Annotated in this window: 16 protein-coding genes; 6 read left to right on the forward strand and 10 right to left on the reverse strand. The window is 68.4% G+C overall.

All coding sequences use genetic code 11. The annotated features are described in order from the left end of the window. Window positions 1-66 precede the first annotated feature (66 nt). Window positions 67-1,374 (forward strand): tetracycline efflux MFS transporter Tet(V), encoded by a 1,308-nt coding sequence (tet(V), locus tag KXD97_RS31080; RefSeq protein ID WP_396884624.1) that lies wholly within the window; start codon window positions 67-69, stop codon window positions 1,372-1,374. On the opposite strand, the gene map is transcribed toward tet(V), so the two are convergent. Then, the gene (gene map / locus KXD97_RS31085) at window positions 1,371-2,141 is read right to left on the reverse strand and encodes a type I methionyl aminopeptidase (RefSeq protein WP_260754819.1); all 771 of its coding nucleotides are present in this window, start codon (window positions 2,139-2,141) and stop codon (window positions 1,371-1,373) included. The genes tet(V) and map overlap by 4 nt on opposite strands. A 78-nt stretch (window positions 2,142-2,219) precedes the next feature. Here map and KXD97_RS31090 point away from each other — a divergent pair, with 78 nt between their 5' ends. Next, window positions 2,220-2,498 carry a helix-turn-helix transcriptional regulator gene (locus tag KXD97_RS31090; RefSeq protein WP_260754820.1) on the forward strand — a complete coding sequence of 93 codons (279 nt, stop codon included), beginning with the start codon at window positions 2,220-2,222 and terminating at the stop codon, window positions 2,496-2,498. Between the two features lies 1 nt (window position 2,499). Here the strand turns inward: KXD97_RS31090 and KXD97_RS31095 are convergent, their stop codons facing one another. The 3 genes from KXD97_RS31095 to KXD97_RS31105 are packed head-to-tail and all read right to left on the reverse strand — an operon-like array spanning window position 2,500 to window position 4,935. After that, window positions 2,500-3,210 (reverse strand): CPBP family intramembrane glutamic endopeptidase, encoded by a 711-nt coding sequence (locus tag KXD97_RS31095; protein ID WP_260754821.1) that lies wholly within the window; start codon window positions 3,208-3,210, stop codon window positions 2,500-2,502. Next, a complete protein-coding gene (locus KXD97_RS31100) occupies window positions 3,207-4,355 on the reverse strand; it encodes an NAD(P)H-binding protein (RefSeq protein ID WP_260754822.1) in 1,149 nt (382 codons plus the stop codon). The genes KXD97_RS31095 and KXD97_RS31100 overlap by 4 nt, the downstream gene beginning before the upstream one ends. Before the next feature lie 58 nt (window positions 4,356-4,413). After that, on the reverse strand, window positions 4,414-4,935 hold the full coding sequence (locus KXD97_RS31105) for a gamma carbonic anhydrase family protein (protein ID WP_260754823.1): 522 nt from the start codon (window positions 4,933-4,935) through the stop codon (window positions 4,414-4,416). Between the two features lie 58 nt (window positions 4,936-4,993). Between KXD97_RS31105 and KXD97_RS31110 the strand changes: the two genes are divergently transcribed. The 3 genes from KXD97_RS31110 (at window position 4,994) to KXD97_RS31120 (ending at window position 7,417) form a co-directional block, all read left to right on the forward strand. After that, window positions 4,994-5,950 carry an SDR family NAD(P)-dependent oxidoreductase gene (locus tag KXD97_RS31110; protein WP_260754824.1) on the forward strand — a complete coding sequence of 319 codons (957 nt, stop codon included), beginning with the start codon at window positions 4,994-4,996 and terminating at the stop codon, window positions 5,948-5,950. After that, window positions 5,947-6,543, forward strand: a complete 597-nt coding sequence (locus KXD97_RS31115; protein ID WP_260754825.1) for a TetR/AcrR family transcriptional regulator — start codon at window positions 5,947-5,949, stop codon at window positions 6,541-6,543. Before KXD97_RS31110 ends, KXD97_RS31115 begins: the two co-directional genes overlap by 4 nt. 121 nt (window positions 6,544-6,664) lie before the next feature. Further along, window positions 6,665-7,417: a fasciclin domain-containing protein gene (locus tag KXD97_RS31120; protein WP_260754826.1), complete on the forward strand. Its 753-nt coding sequence runs from the start codon at window positions 6,665-6,667 to the stop codon at window positions 7,415-7,417. Between the two features lie 175 nt (window positions 7,418-7,592). Here KXD97_RS31120 and KXD97_RS31125 read toward each other — a convergent pair whose 3' ends face one another. The 3 genes from KXD97_RS31125 to KXD97_RS31135 are packed head-to-tail and all read right to left on the reverse strand — an operon-like array spanning window position 7,593 to window position 10,714. Next, window positions 7,593-8,735: an acyl-CoA dehydrogenase family protein gene (locus KXD97_RS31125; protein ID WP_260754827.1), complete on the reverse strand. Its 1,143-nt coding sequence runs from the start codon at window positions 8,733-8,735 to the stop codon at window positions 7,593-7,595. Between the two features lie 24 nt (window positions 8,736-8,759). Beyond that, window positions 8,760-9,560 (reverse strand): crotonase/enoyl-CoA hydratase family protein, encoded by an 801-nt coding sequence (locus KXD97_RS31130; protein ID WP_260754828.1) that lies wholly within the window; start codon window positions 9,558-9,560, stop codon window positions 8,760-8,762. After that, complete coding sequence (locus KXD97_RS31135) at window positions 9,557-10,714, reverse strand: thiolase family protein (RefSeq protein ID WP_260754829.1); 1,158 nt, start codon at window positions 10,712-10,714, stop codon at window positions 9,557-9,559. Before KXD97_RS31135 ends, KXD97_RS31130 begins: the two co-directional genes overlap by 4 nt. A 243-nt stretch (window positions 10,715-10,957) precedes the next feature. Between KXD97_RS31135 and KXD97_RS31140 the strand changes: the two genes are divergently transcribed. Beyond that, entirely contained in the window at window positions 10,958-11,722 is a 765-nt protein-coding gene (locus KXD97_RS31140) for a FadR/GntR family transcriptional regulator (protein WP_260758245.1), read from the forward strand. Window positions 11,723-11,748: 26 nt separating this feature from the next. On the opposite strand, the gene KXD97_RS31145 is transcribed toward KXD97_RS31140, so the two are convergent. From KXD97_RS31145 to KXD97_RS31155, 3 genes are all read right to left on the reverse strand, one after another. Further along, window positions 11,749-13,491, reverse strand: coding sequence for a DUF3556 domain-containing protein (locus tag KXD97_RS31145; RefSeq protein ID WP_260754830.1), 1,743 nt, complete (start codon window positions 13,489-13,491; stop codon window positions 11,749-11,751). 125 nt (window positions 13,492-13,616) lie between these two features. Beyond that, window positions 13,617-14,138 (reverse strand): DoxX family protein, encoded by a 522-nt coding sequence (locus KXD97_RS31150; RefSeq protein ID WP_260754831.1) that lies wholly within the window; start codon window positions 14,136-14,138, stop codon window positions 13,617-13,619. A 22-nt stretch (window positions 14,139-14,160) separates the two neighbouring features. Further along, window positions 14,161-15,627 carry a carotenoid oxygenase family protein gene (locus KXD97_RS31155; protein WP_260754832.1) on the reverse strand — a complete coding sequence of 489 codons (1,467 nt, stop codon included), beginning with the start codon at window positions 15,625-15,627 and terminating at the stop codon, window positions 14,161-14,163. Window positions 15,628-15,663 lie beyond the last annotated feature (36 nt).

Below are 15,663 nucleotides of genomic sequence, written 5' to 3' on the forward strand. Positions count from 1 at the left end.
TGGAATGCGATTTCGGCGGTAGAAAATGGTTCGACGCATCCCGTGCTCGTCGGCGACCATCGATCGGTGAGCACGAAGTACGAGACCGGGCGCGACAGCGCACGATCGGGGCCGGAGCAGCCGGTGGCCCCCGCCGGCTGGCGGGTGCTCGCGCCGTTCCGCTTCCGCGAGTACCGCCTGCTCATCGCGGCGGTGTCGCTGTCCATCTTCGCCGAGGGCATGTGGGCCGTGGTGATGGCGCTGCAGGTCATCGAGCTGTCCAACGACCCCACCTCGCTGTCGCTGGTCGCGACGTGCCTTGGCGCGGGACTGGTCGCGTTCGTGCTGGTCGGCGGCCTGGCCGCCGACCGGCTGAGCCAGCGCGCGATCATCATCGTGGTCGCGACGGTCAACACGGTCGTGGTGTCGACCGTCGCCGCGCTCGGACTTGTTGGGGCACTACGGATCTGGCACATGGCGGTGGCAGCCGCGGCACTGGGCATCGCGGCGGCGTTCTTCTTCCCGGCGTACAGCGCGATTCTGCCGAGGATTCTGCCCGCCGAGCAGCTGCTGGCCGCCAACGGTGTCGAAGGGGTGGTCCGGCCGGTGTTCCAGCGCGCGGTGGGTCCCGCGGTGGCCGGGCTGGTGGTCGGCGCGACAGTGCCGGCGACGGGTGCGGTCATGGTGGCCATGCTGTTCGCCGTCAGCCTGGGCCTGCTGCTGTTCACCCGGCCGGCACCGAGAGATCCCGGCCCGGTAGAAGTTTCGCGCCCGAATCTGCTGCGGGACCTGCGCGAGGGTTGGGTGTTCGTGCTGCGCACCCCGTGGCTGCTGTGGACGCTGCTGTTCGCCAGCATGTTCGTGCTCGTCGTGCTCGGACCGATCGAGGTGCTGCTGCCCTTCCTGGTGCAGAACCGCTTCACCCACGGTGCGCAGACCTACGGATTCATCCTGGCGTTCTTCGGGATGGGCAGTGCACTGGGCGCGCTTTCGGTGTCGTCGCGGCGACTGCCGCGCCGGTATCTGACGGTGATGATGACGATGTGGGGCCTGGGCTCGGTCCCGCTGGTGATCGTCGGTGTCACGTCGTCGTTCCCTCTGATGGCCGCGGCGACGTTCGTTGTCGGCGTCACCGATGGCGCCGGGATGGTCATCTGGGGCACCCTGCTTCAGCGCCGGGTGCCGCCCGAGATGCTGGGCCGGGTGTCGAGCCTCGACTTCTTCGTGTCCCTGGCGTTCATGCCGGTGTCGTTCGCGATCGTCGGCCCGCTGTCGAAAGTCGTTCCGATGGAAGCGATCTTCCTGGCCGCGGGCGTGGCACCGGTGCTGCTGGCCGCGGTGGCACTGCGGGCCGCGCGGATGCGACAGGACGAACTGGCCCACCCGCTGAGCTAAGGCGCTGCGGTGAGGATGCGCGGACCGTCCTCGGTGACGGCGATGGTGTGCTCGGAGTGCGCGGTGCGGGAGCCGTCGGCCGACCGCAGGGTCCAGCCGTCGTCGTCGACGGTCAGGCGCCGTGTGCCCCGCGCCCACCACGGCTCCAGCGCCAGCGTCAGTCCCGGGCGCAGCCTCATCCCGCGTCCGCGGTTTCCGCGGTTGGGGACGTGCGGGTCCTCGTGCATGGTGCGGCCGAGTCCGTGGCCGCCGAAGTCGGTGTTGACGGCGTACCCCTCGGCAGCCGCGACCTCGCCGATGGCCGCCGAGATGTCGCCGAGGTGCCCGCCGGGGACCGCGGCAGCGATGCCCGCGCTCAGCGCGCGCCGGGTGGAGTCGACCAGCGCGGCGTCAGCTGGGTCGACGCGCTCACCGACGATCACGGTGACCGCCGCGTCGGCGACCCAGCCGTCGATCGACACCGCGAAGTCCATGCTCAGCACGTCGCCGTCGGCGAGCCCATAGTCGTGTGGAAGTCCGTGCAGCACAGCGTCGTTGACCGATAGGCAGATGACGTTGCGGAACGGTCCGCGACCGAACGACGGTGCGTAGTCCCAATAGCAGGACGTCGCGCCGCGCTCGTCGATGAGCGCCCGGGCCCGGTGTTCGAGCTGCATCAGGTTGACGCCCGGCTCGGCCTCACCGCTCAGCGTCTGCAGGGTGCGGGCGACGAATTCGCCGGTGACCGCCATCTTGTCGATCTCGCGGGCGGTCTTGAGTTCGATCATGCGCTGCTCCGTCGTGTCGGTATTTTTATACCGCCACGGTAGCAGGCGCGGTATTTGAATACCGTTATGCTGTACGGCATGGTCCGCGTACCGCTGAGTCCCGAACAGATCCGCGCCGGTCAACGCCTCGGCGCGCTACTGAGAACGGCACGGGCGGGCCGCGCCCCCGAGGGCGTGGCCCGGGCCGCGGGGATCTCCCCGGAGACGCTGCGCAAGATCGAGGTGGGCAGGATGCCGAGCCCGAGCTTCGGCACTGTGGTCGGACTGTGCGACGCACTCGGTCTGCCGTTGCAGCGGGCGGTCGAGGTGTGGCGCGGCGCCGATGCGCAGGACGCCGACGAACAACTGGCGATCTGAGCTACACCCCGAACATCGGCGGCAACGCCAGCACCATCACCAGCCCCCAGAAGAAGTGCGTCAACATCGGGGCGAGCACTCCCCCGGTGGCCCGCCGCAGCAGCGCGCACACAGTGCCCAGGATGATCGCGGCGAAGCCCAGCATCGGGTTGCCGGTGGTGGCCGCCGTCGCGATGACGTAGAGCACCGTCGAGACGATCACCGGATGGTATTTGAGCAGTGCGGTGTACACCGCGCCGCGGAAGAACATCTCCTCGGCCAGCCCGTTGATCACCGTGATGAAGATGATCAGGTACAGCGGGCCGGCGTTCGAGTACTGCAGGACTTCGCGGATGTAGTCGTTGACGCCGGGGATCTCGCGCACCACCAGACCGCCGAGCACGAAGATGCCGCCGAGTAGCAGCCCAACCGCGGTGCCGGTGATGACGGGCCGCTGGTTGCGGCCACGGACACAGACGTGGCCCATGTGCAGCGGGCCCGACGCGAAAGCGCCCGCCGCCCACACGCCGGCGAGTGCGAGGGTGAGCCAGATGAAGGTCTCGTCGCCGGGCGGCCGGCTCAGCGAGTAGCCCAGCAGTGCCGCGCCGATCAACAGGACGACGCCGACCACCCATTTGCGTTTGCCGACGACCGACGGTGGCTCGTTGTACGGCGGAGCCTTCCTGCGCGCGATCTTGCGCAACTCGCCGGCCCAACCCACCTCGGTGCTCACGCCGTACTCACCCTGGGCACCAGTCCGAGCACAGTGTCCAGCCCGGTGCGCACGGCCGCCGCGACCGGACCCGGAACGAAACAGAGCAGACCGAGAATCGGCCGGGCCACCGGCGGTGTCACCGCACGGGCCAGCTGCCGCAGCCGCAGGGTGTCGCCCCCGGCCCAGTCGGGGTCGGTGTCGGCGAGATGGTGCGGGTCGGTCAGCTCGTCGACAGGCCGGCGAGGCGGGCTGGCGACCGCCCGCTGGATCGCGTCCTGGACGCCCACGAGTCCGTCGGGAGGATCGGGCACCAGATCCCGGAGACTCTTCGCCGTCGCCAACATCGGGAAGTCCAGGGACTCAACGAGATCGGCGGCCAGTCCACCCGGAACGGGCAGCACGGCGCCGGTCAGCTTCGAGACCAGCGAGGTGTCGACGCCGTACACCGCGACCGGCGTGCGCCAGATGCCGGCCACCTTCGCGTAGGTGCGCAGTAGGTCACCGTAGGTGGTGGTTTCCGGACCGGCGATGTCGTAGGCGCCCGCGGGCACGGCGTCGGTGTCGACCGCGGCGACCAGATAGTGCAGCGCGTCGCTGATCGCGATCGGGTCGATCGGGTTGGCCGACCATTCCGGCATGGGCAGCAGCAGGAACCGGTCGCCGACGTAGCGCAGCATCTCGAACGACGTGGAGCCCGCACCGATGATGATCGCGGCCCCCAGCCACACCACGTCCGGCCCGCCGTCGATGGTCAGCGCGGCGGCGACCTCGGCCCGGCTGGCCAGGTGCTCCGACAGCGAGTTCTCATTCGGTACGAACCCGCCCAGGTAGACGATGCGTCCCACCCCGGCGGCCTTCGCCGCGGCCGCCACGTTGGCCGCGGCGCGGTTGTCGGCCTCGCGGAATCCCGGCTGGCCGATTCCGTGCACCAGGTAGTAGACGACGTCGACGGGACCGGCGTCGGTGAAGGCCTGGTTGGCCGAGATCTCGTCGTGCGCATCGAGCGTGACCGTCGAGACACTGTCGTACCAGCCGAACTGCGCCAACCGGTCCGGATCTCGGCTTGCCGCGACCACCTGGTGTCCGTCCTCGAGGAGCGCCGCGACCAGGCGGGATCCGATGTAGCCGGTCGCGCCGGTGACCAGGGTGCGCACGGGTTTCACGGTAAGCCCTGTACCCAGGCCGCCTGAGTTCAGAACACGGGGCGCGGGGTTAGGTCGGTCACGCCTGGTTCCGGTGCAGCTTCACCAGCTCCTGATACACCGCGGCGTTGCTGCGGATGCCGGCGATCTCGTCCTCGCTGAGCTGGCGCCGCACCTTGCCCGGCACCCCGGCGACCATGGATCCCGGCGGGATCACCGCGTTCTGCGGCACCACCGCGCCGGCGGCGATCAACGAGCCCGATCCGACGACGGCGCCGTTGAGCACCACCGCGCCCATGCCGACCAGTGAGTTGTCCTCGATGGTGCAGCCGTGCAGCACCGCGTTGTGCCCGACGCTGACTCCCGCGCCCACCCGTGCCGGGAAGCCGGGATCGACATGGATGGTCACGCCGTCCTGGATGTTGGTGCCGGCCCCGATCTCGATGGGCTCGGCCTCGGCCCGCAGGATCGCGCCGTACCAGGCGCTCGCGCCGGCGGCGAGGCTGACCCGGCCGACAACGGTGGCGTTGGGCGCCACCCAGCTGTCGGGGTGCAGGTCGGGTGAGTGGCCGGCGACGGGCAGGATGAGTGGCTCAGGCATGGCCGTCATCGTAGGGCCGGGTGCGGACGGTCCCGACGCCACGTGCGATCCTCACGTCGTGACATCGACGTCAGCGCCGACCGCACTCGACATCGTCGAGGGAGTCGACCTCACCGGCAAGACCTGCGTCATCACCGGCGCCTCCTCCGGACTGGGCCGCGAGTCCGCCCGCGCCCTGGCCAGGACCGGTGCGCACGTGATCCTGGCGGCCCGCAACACCGATGCGCTCGCCGAGACCGAGGCGTGGATACACGCCGAGGTGTCCGACGCGGCGCTGTCGTCGGTGCACCTGGACCTGACGTCGTTGGCCAGCGTCGCGGCAGCCGCGGCGGAGATCGCCGAGCTGACGCCGGCGGTGCACGTGCTGATGAACAACGCGGGAGTGATGTTCACCCCGTTCGGCCGTACCGCCGAGGGCTTCGAAATGCAGTTCGGCACAAACCATCTGGGCCATTTCGAGCTGACGCGGCTGCTGTTCCCCGCGCTGGTCGCCGCCGACGGCGCACGGGTGGTCAACCTGTCCTCTGAGGGACACCGCATGGGTGACGTCGATTTTCAGGACCCGAACTGGGAGCACCGCGACTACGACAAGTTCGCCGCCTACGGCGCGTCGAAGACCGCCAACATGCTGCACGCGGTCGAGTTGGACCGCAGGCTGCGTGACAGCAGCGTGCGCGCCTTCGCGGTGCACCCCGGGATCGTGGCCACCTCGCTGGCCCGCCACATGACCGACGACGACTTCACGAGCCTGAACAAGTCCAGCGCGGAACGGACCGGCGACAAGCCGCCGACCGACTTCCGCACGCAGTTCACGACACCGGAGTACGGCGCCGCCACCCAGGTGTGGGCGGCCGTCAGCGCCGAACTCGACGGCAGCGGCGGGGTGTACCTGTCCGACTGCCGGGTGCGCACCGCCGCTCCCTACGCCGTCGACGAATCCCGTGCGCTGGCACTGTGGGCACTGTCCGAACACCTCTGCACACCGACCGCGTCGAGTTCGGGCGCGGGTGCGTGACCACCGGCGCGAAGGTCTTCTACCTTCGCTCCTACGGTGACCGCGACCGCGACGACCATGCGGTGGTGGCCGCCGTCCTCGACGCCACCGTCGCGCAACTCGCCGAGGTGGCGTTCGACGGGCTGAGCACACAGCGCATCGCCGCGGCGGCCGGCGTCTCGCACCGCGAACTCTGCGTGTACTTCCGGTCGAAGGACGCGATCGTCGCCGAGATCTATCTCAATCTGCTCCGGGACGCGCCGCTGACCGTCGATGTGGACAAGTCGGCGCGGGCGCGGGCGGCCGCGCTGTTCAACCAGCTGGTGATGCTGCCCGCGAAGCATCCCGGGCTGGCCGCCGCGTGCGCCGGCGCGCTGATTTCGCGGGAGCCGTCGGTGCAGGTCATCCGGCGTCGCATCCATGCCGAACTACACCGCCGGGTGCGCGCGGCGCTGCGCTCGCAGGTATGGCCCGAGGTCACCGAGGCGCTGGAGTTCGGGCTGGTCGGCGCGATGGTGCAGGCCAGTTCGGGAACCGCGACGTTCGAGGCCACCGCGGCCGGGTTGGGCAGCGTCGTCGCAACCCTGTTGCCCGACACCTCGCCGACGCCTTGAAGCCCAGCTCAGGGCACTGCCGACGGGTCGAGCGACAGGCCTCGCCCGCTAACTCGACTTGGCCGTCGCCGACAGCGGCACATACCATGCCAGGCGACTTGACGACTGTAAGGAGCGCAACGTGAAGACCCCTACCAGCAAGGCCATCGGCGTCGCTGTCAGCGCCGCCGCGATCGCCCTGTCGGTCCCGCTGTCCATCAACGCCCACGCCGAACCGACCACCCCCGTGGCGGAGATCCCGGATCCGCAGGGACCCGAGTGCGGCGCGTTCAAGGAGGCACTGCCGAACTGGAAGGGCCTGGCGAACCTGCCGGTCAGCACCGCGCTGTCCTCGATCGCTGAGATCTCGACGTTCAACGCCGCGCTCTCGGGGCAGATGACCCCTGCCGTGAACATCACCAGCGTGCTCGACAACGGGCCGTACGTGGTGTTCGCGCCCACCAACGAGGCGTTCGCCGCGCTGCCGCCCGACCAGCAGGAGGTGCTGCGCACCGATCCGGCTGCGCTGACGACCCTGCTGTACTACCACGCGTTCCTCGGCCTGCTCGGTCCCGACGACGTCAAGGGCCAGCGTCCCACCCAGGAGGGCACCGAGATCGAGGTGACCGGCTCCGGCGGTGACATCCAGGTCAACGAGACCACCGAGGTGCTCTGCGGCGGCATCCCGGCGCAGAACGCCCGGATCTACCTCGTGGACAAGGTGCTCGACCCGACCGAGGCCCCGGCCCCGATCACGCCGACCGGCACATCGGAGACGAGCACCACCGAGACGACGACCACGTCCCCGACCGAGACCACCGAGCCGGCACCGGCGCCGGCGGAAGCACCGGCCGAGTCGCCTACCGTGCCCGCGGCCGAGGCACCGATCGGCTAGCCGGCCGTCTCAGCGCCGAGAGTGCGCTGGGTCTGGTGATTGCGCGGAATCACCGCTCTCACCGCACTGTCGGCACACGAAATGCCCCCGCCTCGGGCGGGGGCATTTCTCGTCGGCGGGCCGACTCAGATTCCACGTCGGCGGGCCGACTCAGATTCCACGTCGGCGGGCCGACTCAGACTCCCAGGTCGCGACCGATGATCTCCTTCATGATCTCGGTGGTGCCACCGAAGATCGTCTGGATGCGCCCGTCGACGTAGGCACGGGCGACCCGGTACTCCATCATGTAGCCGTAGCCGCCGTGCAACTGCACGCACTGGTCGACGACCTTCTTGGCGACCTCGGTGGCCCACCACTTCGCCTTGGCCGCCTCGACCGCGGTCAGCTCTCCGTCGACCACGCCCTGCAGGCAGCGATCGATGTAGGTCTCGGTGACCTCGAGCTCGGTCTCCATCTCGGCGAGCAGGAACCGGTTGTGCTGGAAGCTGCCGATCGGCTGGCCGAAAGCCTTGCGGTCCTTGGCATATTGCAGCGTCTCGTCGAACACCGCCCGCGCGCCGGCGATCGCCGAGATCGCGATCGACAGTCGCTCCGAGGGCAGGTTGGTCATCAGGTGGTAGAAGCCGCGCCCCTCCTTGCCGAGCAGGTTCGCGTTCGGCACCCGGACGTTCTCGAAGTGCAGCTCGGAGGTGTCCTGGCTGTGCAAACCCATCTTGTCGAGCTTGCGGCCGCGGCTGAAGCCCTCCATGTCGCGCTCCACCACGAACAGCGAGAAGCCCTTGTGCCCGGCCTCCGGGTCGGTGCGGGCCACCACGACGCACAGGTCGCAGTTGATGCCCGACGAGATGAACGTCTTGGAGCCGTTGATGATCCAGTCGTCGCCGTCGCGCACCGCGGAGGTGCGGATGCCGGCCAGGTCGCTGCCGGCGCCGGGCTCGGTCATCGCGACCGCGATGATCGTCTCGCCGCTGGCGATGCCCGGCAGCCACCGCTTCTTCTGCTCGTCGTTGGTCAGGTCCTTGAAGTAGGGCCCGACGACGTCGTTGTGCAGGCTCAGCGCGGGTCCGTGCACACCGGCCTTGGCGATCTCCTCGTCGATGATCGCGTTGAACCGGAAATCGTCCGACCCGCCGCCGCCGAACTCCTCGGGCATGTTGAACCCGATGAGGCCGTACTTGCCCGCCGCGGTGTAGGCCGACCGGTCCACGATGCGCTCGGTCTCCCACTTCTCGTGGTGGGGGACGAGCTCACGCTCGATGTACTCCTTGACGGTCTCGCGGAACGCCTCGTGCTCGGCGTCATAGATGGTGCGCTTCATGGCTTTTCGCTCCCCTTGCTTGGCTTACTTGGCCTTCCAGACCGGCTCGCGCTTCTGCGCGAAGGCCAGCGGTCCTTCCATGGCGTCTTCGGTCTTCAGCAGAGTCGAGAACTCGCCGAAGGTCTGCTTCCAGAATGGCTCGTCGCCGGCGACCACACCGTCGATCGCGCCATAGGACACCCGCTTGCTGGCCTGCACGGCCAGCGGCGCGTTGCAGGTGATCCGTTCGGCCAGAGCCAGAGCAGCGTCGACGACGGTGCCGTCGGGCACGACCTGATTGATCAGACCCCAGCGCAGCGCGTCGGCCGAGCTGATCGGCTCACCGGTGTAGATCAGCTCCAGCGCCACCTTGCGCGGCAGCTGCTCGACGATGCGGAATACGCCGCCGGCGCCGGCGATCAAACCACGCTTCACCTCGGGCAGACCGAATTTCGCGCGTTCCTCGGCGACGACCAGATCACTGGCCAGGGCCAGCTCGGTGCCACCACCCAGCGCGGTGCCGTTGACCGCGGCGATGGTCGGCTTGTCGATGAAGTGCCGCACGTAGCCGGCGAAACCCCACTCCGAGTGCTCGGGGTGGAACAGGTTCTCCCCGCGTGAGATCGCCTTGAGATCGGCTCCGGCACAGAAGGATTTGTCCCCGGCGCCGGTCAGGATGACGGCCCGGATCTCCGGGTCCTCCTGCGCGGACTGCAGTGCGTCACCGACGGCGGTGCTGACCGAGGCGTTGATCGCGTTGCGGGCCTCGGGGCGGTTGATCGTGATGATCAGGACGTTCCCCCGGCGCTCGGTGAGCGCGCCAGGGGCGACGGCGGTGTCGGTCACAGCAGTTCCAGGATGGTCGCGTTGGCCTGGCCGCCACCCTCGCACATGGTCTGCAGGCCGTACTGAATGTTGTTGTCGCGCATGTGGTATAGCAGCGTGGTCAGGATGCGCGCACCGGAGCCGCCGAGCGGATGGCCGAGCGCGATGGCGCCGCCGTTGGGGTTCAGCTTGTTCTCGTCGGCGCCGATGTCCTTCAGCCATGCCATCGGCACGGGCGCGAACGCCTCGTTGACCTCGAATGCGCCGATCTGGTCCAGGCTCAGGCCGGACTTGGCGAGCGCCTTCTGCGTGGCCGGGATCGGCGCGGTCAGCATGATGACCGGGTCGGCGCCGGCGAGCACCGCGGTGTGCACCTTGGCCAGCGGCTTGAGACCGAGCTCCTTGGCCTTCTCGGCGGACATGAGCAGCAGTGCGGCCGAGCCGTCGGAGATCTGGCTGGAGTTACCGGCGTGGATCACGCCGTCCTCCTTGAATGCGGGCTTGATGTTGGCCATCGACTCGACGGTGCCGCCGCGGCGGATGCCGCCGTCTTCGAGCACGACGGTGTCGTTGCCGTCGGCGTCTTGGGTCTTGATGCCCACGATCTGATCCTTGAAAGCACCGGAATCCTGTGCGGCAGCAGCCTTCTCATGCGAGCGCAGCGAGAACTCGTCGAGCTCGGTGCGGGACAGGCCCCACTGCTCGGCGATCATCTCGGCGCCGATGCCCTGGTTGGGAGTCTTGTCGTAGCGCGCCTTGAACGACTCACCATAGGGGTTGCCGCCGTTGGCCAGCGACGAGCCCATCGGGGTGCGCGACATCGACTCGACGCCACCGGCGACCACGACGTCGTAGTGACCGGCCACCACACCGGCGACGGCGAAGTGCAGCGACTGCTGGCTGGAGCCACACTGGCGGTCCACGGTCACCCCCGGGACGGTCTCGGGCCAGCCGGCCGACAGCACCGCGGTGCGGGCGATGTCGAGCGCCTGCTCGCCGGCCTGCATGACGCAGCCCCAAATCACGTCGTCGACGAGCGCGGGGTCGACACCGGCACGCTGCACCAGTCCGTTGAGCACCTGGGCCGACAGTTCGGCCGGATGGATCCCCGACAGAGCGCCATTGCGCTTGCCGACTGGTGAGCGGACTGCCTCGACGATGACGGCTTCAGCCATGCGGATACTCCTTCATTGGATCGGCTTTTCCACGAACCTAACCAACAAGGTTTACTAGGTCAACCTACTGGTTGGTAGGGGTTTGGACCCGGGCCGCCACCTCCCAGGGTGGTTCGCACCTGGACGGGCCCCCGCGTGGTCCGATTACCCCGTCATCACATGGTTTACTGAGTTGCACAGCTGTCACGCAGCGTAGTCGACCGACGAGGAGGTGCAGTGACCCACGGCATACCCCTGGCCCCGATGATCGGGCCGGACGCCGTCGCCTCTCGCGCCGCCGTTCGCTCCCCCAAGACCGCCGAGCTCGTCGCCGGCACGCTGCGCCGGATGGTCGTCGAAGGACAGCTCAAGGACGGCGACTTCCTGCCCAACGAAGCCGAGCTGATGGCCCACTTCGGCGTCAGCCGCCCGACATTGCGCGAAGCCGTCCGGGTGCTGGAGTCCGAGCGCCTGGTCGAGGTGCGCCGCGGCTCCCGCACCGGCGCGCGCGTGCGGGTGCCCGGCCCCGAGGTCGTCGCCCGACCGGCGGGGCTGCTGCTCGAACTGTCCGGCGCGACGATCGCCGACCTGCTGACCGCCAAGTCAGGCATCGAACCGATGGCCGCGCGGTTGCTCGCCGAGTCCGGTTCGCCCGAGGCGTTCGACGAGCTGGAGCAGATGCTGGAGAAACTCGCCGCCGACGGTCACCAGTCCAGCCGGCTGGCCGAGGCCACCGGGCTGTTCCATTTGCGCGTGGTGCAGCTGTCGGGCAACGCGACGCTGAGCATCGTGGCCGGCATGCTGCACGAGATCACGGTCAGGCACACGGCCTTCGTGTTCAACGAACGGCGCCCGGTGTCGAAGGCGGACTACGACACGCTGTTGCGGTCCTACCGCAGGCTGATGCAATTTCTGCGCGCCGGCGACGCCGTCGGCGCCGAAACGCATTGGCGCAAGCACCTCGACAAGACCAGGGAGCTGTTGCTGACCGGCCTCGAGAGTGTGCCCGTCCGCGACGTCATGGGCTGACCCGCCGCGCGGAGCCGGTCCGCGACTCACGAGGCGTCGGCGGCGTCCTTCTGCCACGTCACGTGCACCGGAACCGTGTCGTCCCACGGCTGCCGGGTGACCATGTCGGCGACCATGACGTAACCGCGTTCGAACTCGCCGGTGGCGGCGTCGACCAGCCGGTACTGCTGACGCTGCCGGTGGATCGGCTGCGCGTCGAGCAACAGCACCCGCACCTCTCCGGGCTCGAAGTGGCACCGCTTCTGCAGCGCGGCGATCAGCTGCTCGTTGTGCATGTGCCCGTCACCGAAGTTCCACCCGATCGCGGTGCTGCAGATCCGCTCGCCGTCGGTCAGCACGTACTCGTCCTCGTTCCCGTCGGCCATGAGCCGGTGTGCGAGCGTGAACATCGCCCGGCCGTGGGTGTTGAACGATCGGAAGGCATACCCCATGTACTGGTAGATCTCGGCGGTCTCCTTGCTGCCGTAGAACTTCTCCATCTGCGCGGCGGGCATGCTGGCGATCGCGACGATGCCGTTGGTGATCTTCTCGGCGGCCGACGGTTTCACGCACCACAGCGAGGTGTCCCAGTTGCCGGCGTAGTAGCGCATGCCCGGCAGGAAGGACACCTTGCGGGGGAAGAGGTTTCCGACCACGACAGTGCCGGCGACCACGACGAACAACACGATCGGCCAGGGGCTCTGCAGCTCCGACAGACCCACCCCGGCGTTGCCGACGAACAACGCCAGCACGCTGAACATCATGAAGACGTTCCACTCCAGGGGCACCCCCATCGGGATCGCGGACAGGATGCCGAAGTGGAAGACCAGCATCACGAACGCCGCGATCGCCGTGGCCCAGCCACCGTGGGAGAAGAACAGCACCAGCGGCACCAGCATCTCGATGGCCGTGGAGAAGTGCGCGAGTACTCGAGACGCGCGGCCCGGACGCAGGTCGTCGGGGAAGTGCTCGAAGAACCTCCGCTTGATCGACCGCGGCCTGATCACCGGGTTGTTGCTCATCATCGTCGAGATCACGAACGGGAAGTGCTTGTTGAGCTTCGAGGTCGCCGCACCCATCCAGATCACCAGGCAGACCAGCTTCGCGGCGATGATGATGTCGGCGCCGCTGAACAGGAAGCACACCGCCAGCGATCCGTACACCTCGCCGCGGGCGGCCAGGAAGATCACCTTGTCGCGCAGCCCGGCCAGAATCAGCAACCCGACGATCGTCGCCGTCTGCCACACCGGCAGGACGCCGACCTCGGACCCGATCTCCGGGATCGGGCCGGTCCCGTCGGAGAACAGCGCGACCACGAGCACCACCAGCAGGGCGCCGTAGAGCGCGACGTCGAACAGGGTGCGGGTGTCGCCTGCTGTCAACGGAACCCGGTTCGGCCACGGTGGGAGCCGGATGGTCTTGGGTCGCAGCCAGTACAGCACCGAGCCCATCGGCGGAAAGAACCGGTTGTTCAGCGGACCGAACCCGCAGCCGAGACCGACGACCTCGAACAGCATCGTGTAGAAGACAACCTTCTGGTACACGATCGGCTCGTGATACCAGGCGGCCACGTTCGTGAACCCGTCGATCCCGCTGGTGCTCAGCACGATCAGCCACGCGACGAGCACGTAGAGCAGGATCTTCACCACATAGAACAGGTGCAGCACGACGGGCGTGCCGAAACCGACCTCCGCCCAGTGCCGCGCCATCGGCACGATCCGCTCCGCGCGGGTGCCCTTGCTCCATTCCGCGTAGTCGACGACGGGAGCGTCCTGTTTGAGAAACCCCATGCCGGACAGACTAGAACGTGTTTCAGTTTCGATTGCCGCGAACAGACACAAAATCGCACGATTCGCGGCGCGATCGTGCGATTTTGTGTCTGCTCGCGGGCTACCGTGCGGGGTTGGCCGGGAGGTTACGCGCCAGTCTTGGCGGGCGGACGGTAGAAGATGACCAGCTGACCGATGCCGCCGGCCAGGCCGAGCACCACCGAGATCACCAGCCCCCACCAGCCGTGCAGCAGGTCATACACGCCCGTGCCGGAGAACAGCAGGTGGTCGAGGCTCAGCTTGCCTGCGCCGATGGTCGCGATGCCGATCGCCGACGCTGCGAGCACCAGGTTGTATTCCCAGCCCTCCTTGACGATGAAGAACCCGTTGGGCTTGTGCACCGTCCAGGCGGCGACCAGCATCAGCGCGACGAAACCCGCGGCCGGGATCGGGGTCAGCAGACCGACCGCCAGCCCGATGCCCGCGGCCATCTCGGTGGTCGCGGCGACCCGGGCGTGGAACATGCCCGGCCTCATCCCCATGCTGTCGAACCAGCCGGCGGTGCCCTTGAGTCCGCCTGGGCCGAAGAACTTGTTGTAGCCGTGCGCAGCCATGGTCAAGCCGAGGACGACTCGCAGGATCAGCACTCCGACGTCATAGGCAGTCATGCAACAGAACTTAGAACATCTGTCACCTCGCTGCCCACCCCCTGCCCGTCTGGGCCGTCGGCACCCAGTTGCCGTGGAACCCGGCCGGCACCCGGTGCGGCAGCCGGACGGAGGCGAGGTCATCGAGAGTGGCCGCGTCCAGGATCGCCAGTTCGCTGCGGTCGGTGGACCGGTCGTAGACGTAGCCCATCAGCACGCCGTCGTCCTCGGCAGCCTCGGGTGTGGACGGGTTAAACACGAACTCACCCACCGTCTTTCCGGCCCCGAACGAGCGGGTCACGGAGCGGTTTCCGACGAAATCGTGCTTGAGCAGCGTGTCAGCGCAGGTCCCGCCACCGGTGACGGCCGGGGCGTAGCCGTACCGGTGCCGCCGGCCCACGACGCGTTCGTCGACGCGCGGGAACTCCTGGCCGCGGTCGTCGATCCGGGATTCGCGAATCTTTCCATCGGCGAGGTCGACGGTCCAGCGGTCCAATGTCGGCGGGCCCTCATTGGGACCACGATGATCGGTGGCGAACATCTTCTCGTGCCGCACCACGTCGAGCACCACGGTGTCGCCGTCGTCGAACGCGTTCATCGGGTGGAAGACGTAGCACGGCTCGACCTCGAACCAGCGGACGTCGCCGTTGCCGCCGTCGCGCGGCATGACGCCGACACGAGCCGGATAGCGGGGGTTCCACGAGTACGGGAAGGCGGCCTCAGAGCCGCCGGCGCCCGGGCGGCGCGCCGCGACGGGGTCGGGGATGCGCACCCGGCCGATCAGCGCGGACAGCAGCAGCCGGGCGGGCAGCCGCAGCCCACGCGGCACACCGATCGCGGCGGCCTGGCGGGCGTCGAACGTGACCGGCAGGTCGTAGAACACCACGTGCCGTTCGGTCAACGAGAAGTCGTGCATCATCGGACTTCCGGTGACTTCGACGTTTACGGTGCGCCGGGCCCGGCCGTCGACGCCGATCACCGAGTACTGCACCGTGTTCCCGTTGAGTAGGCAGTAGGACACCGCGTGCAGCTCACCGGTCTGCGGGTCGCGTTTGGGATGAGCGGTGTAGCCACCGGCCAGCGTGCCGTCGAAATCGCAGACGCCGACGGTGTCCAGTTCGTCGGTCAGTTCGTATTGGGCGACCCCGGCCTCGATCAGCGCCATCGTCCTGCCCGCATGGCCTATCACGTTGGTGTTGGCGCCGATCGGGGTCAGGCCGTAGTCCCCCCGGGGCGGTGTCTCCCCGAGCGCCGCGGCCACTCGCGGACTGCGCACCCACCGGTTGCGATACCACTCGGCCCGGCCGTCGCGCAGGCGGATGCCGTGCACCATGCCGTCACCGGTGAACCAGTGATAGAGCTCAGGGTCGATCTCGGCGACCGGATTGGGGCCGTTGCGCAGGTAGCGGCCGTCCAGATGGTCCGGAATACGGCCGACCACGTCGAGATCGGTGAGCGTGTACTCCTGCGCCACCGGGGCGAATGCGCCTTCGAGGTACTGATTGGCCATACCGCCCCCTATAACAGCGTTATACGTGGTCTCTGT

The organism is Mycobacterium sp. SMC-8 (assembly GCF_025263565.1).
Lineage (GTDB): Bacteria > Actinomycetota > Actinomycetes > Mycobacteriales > Mycobacteriaceae > Mycobacterium.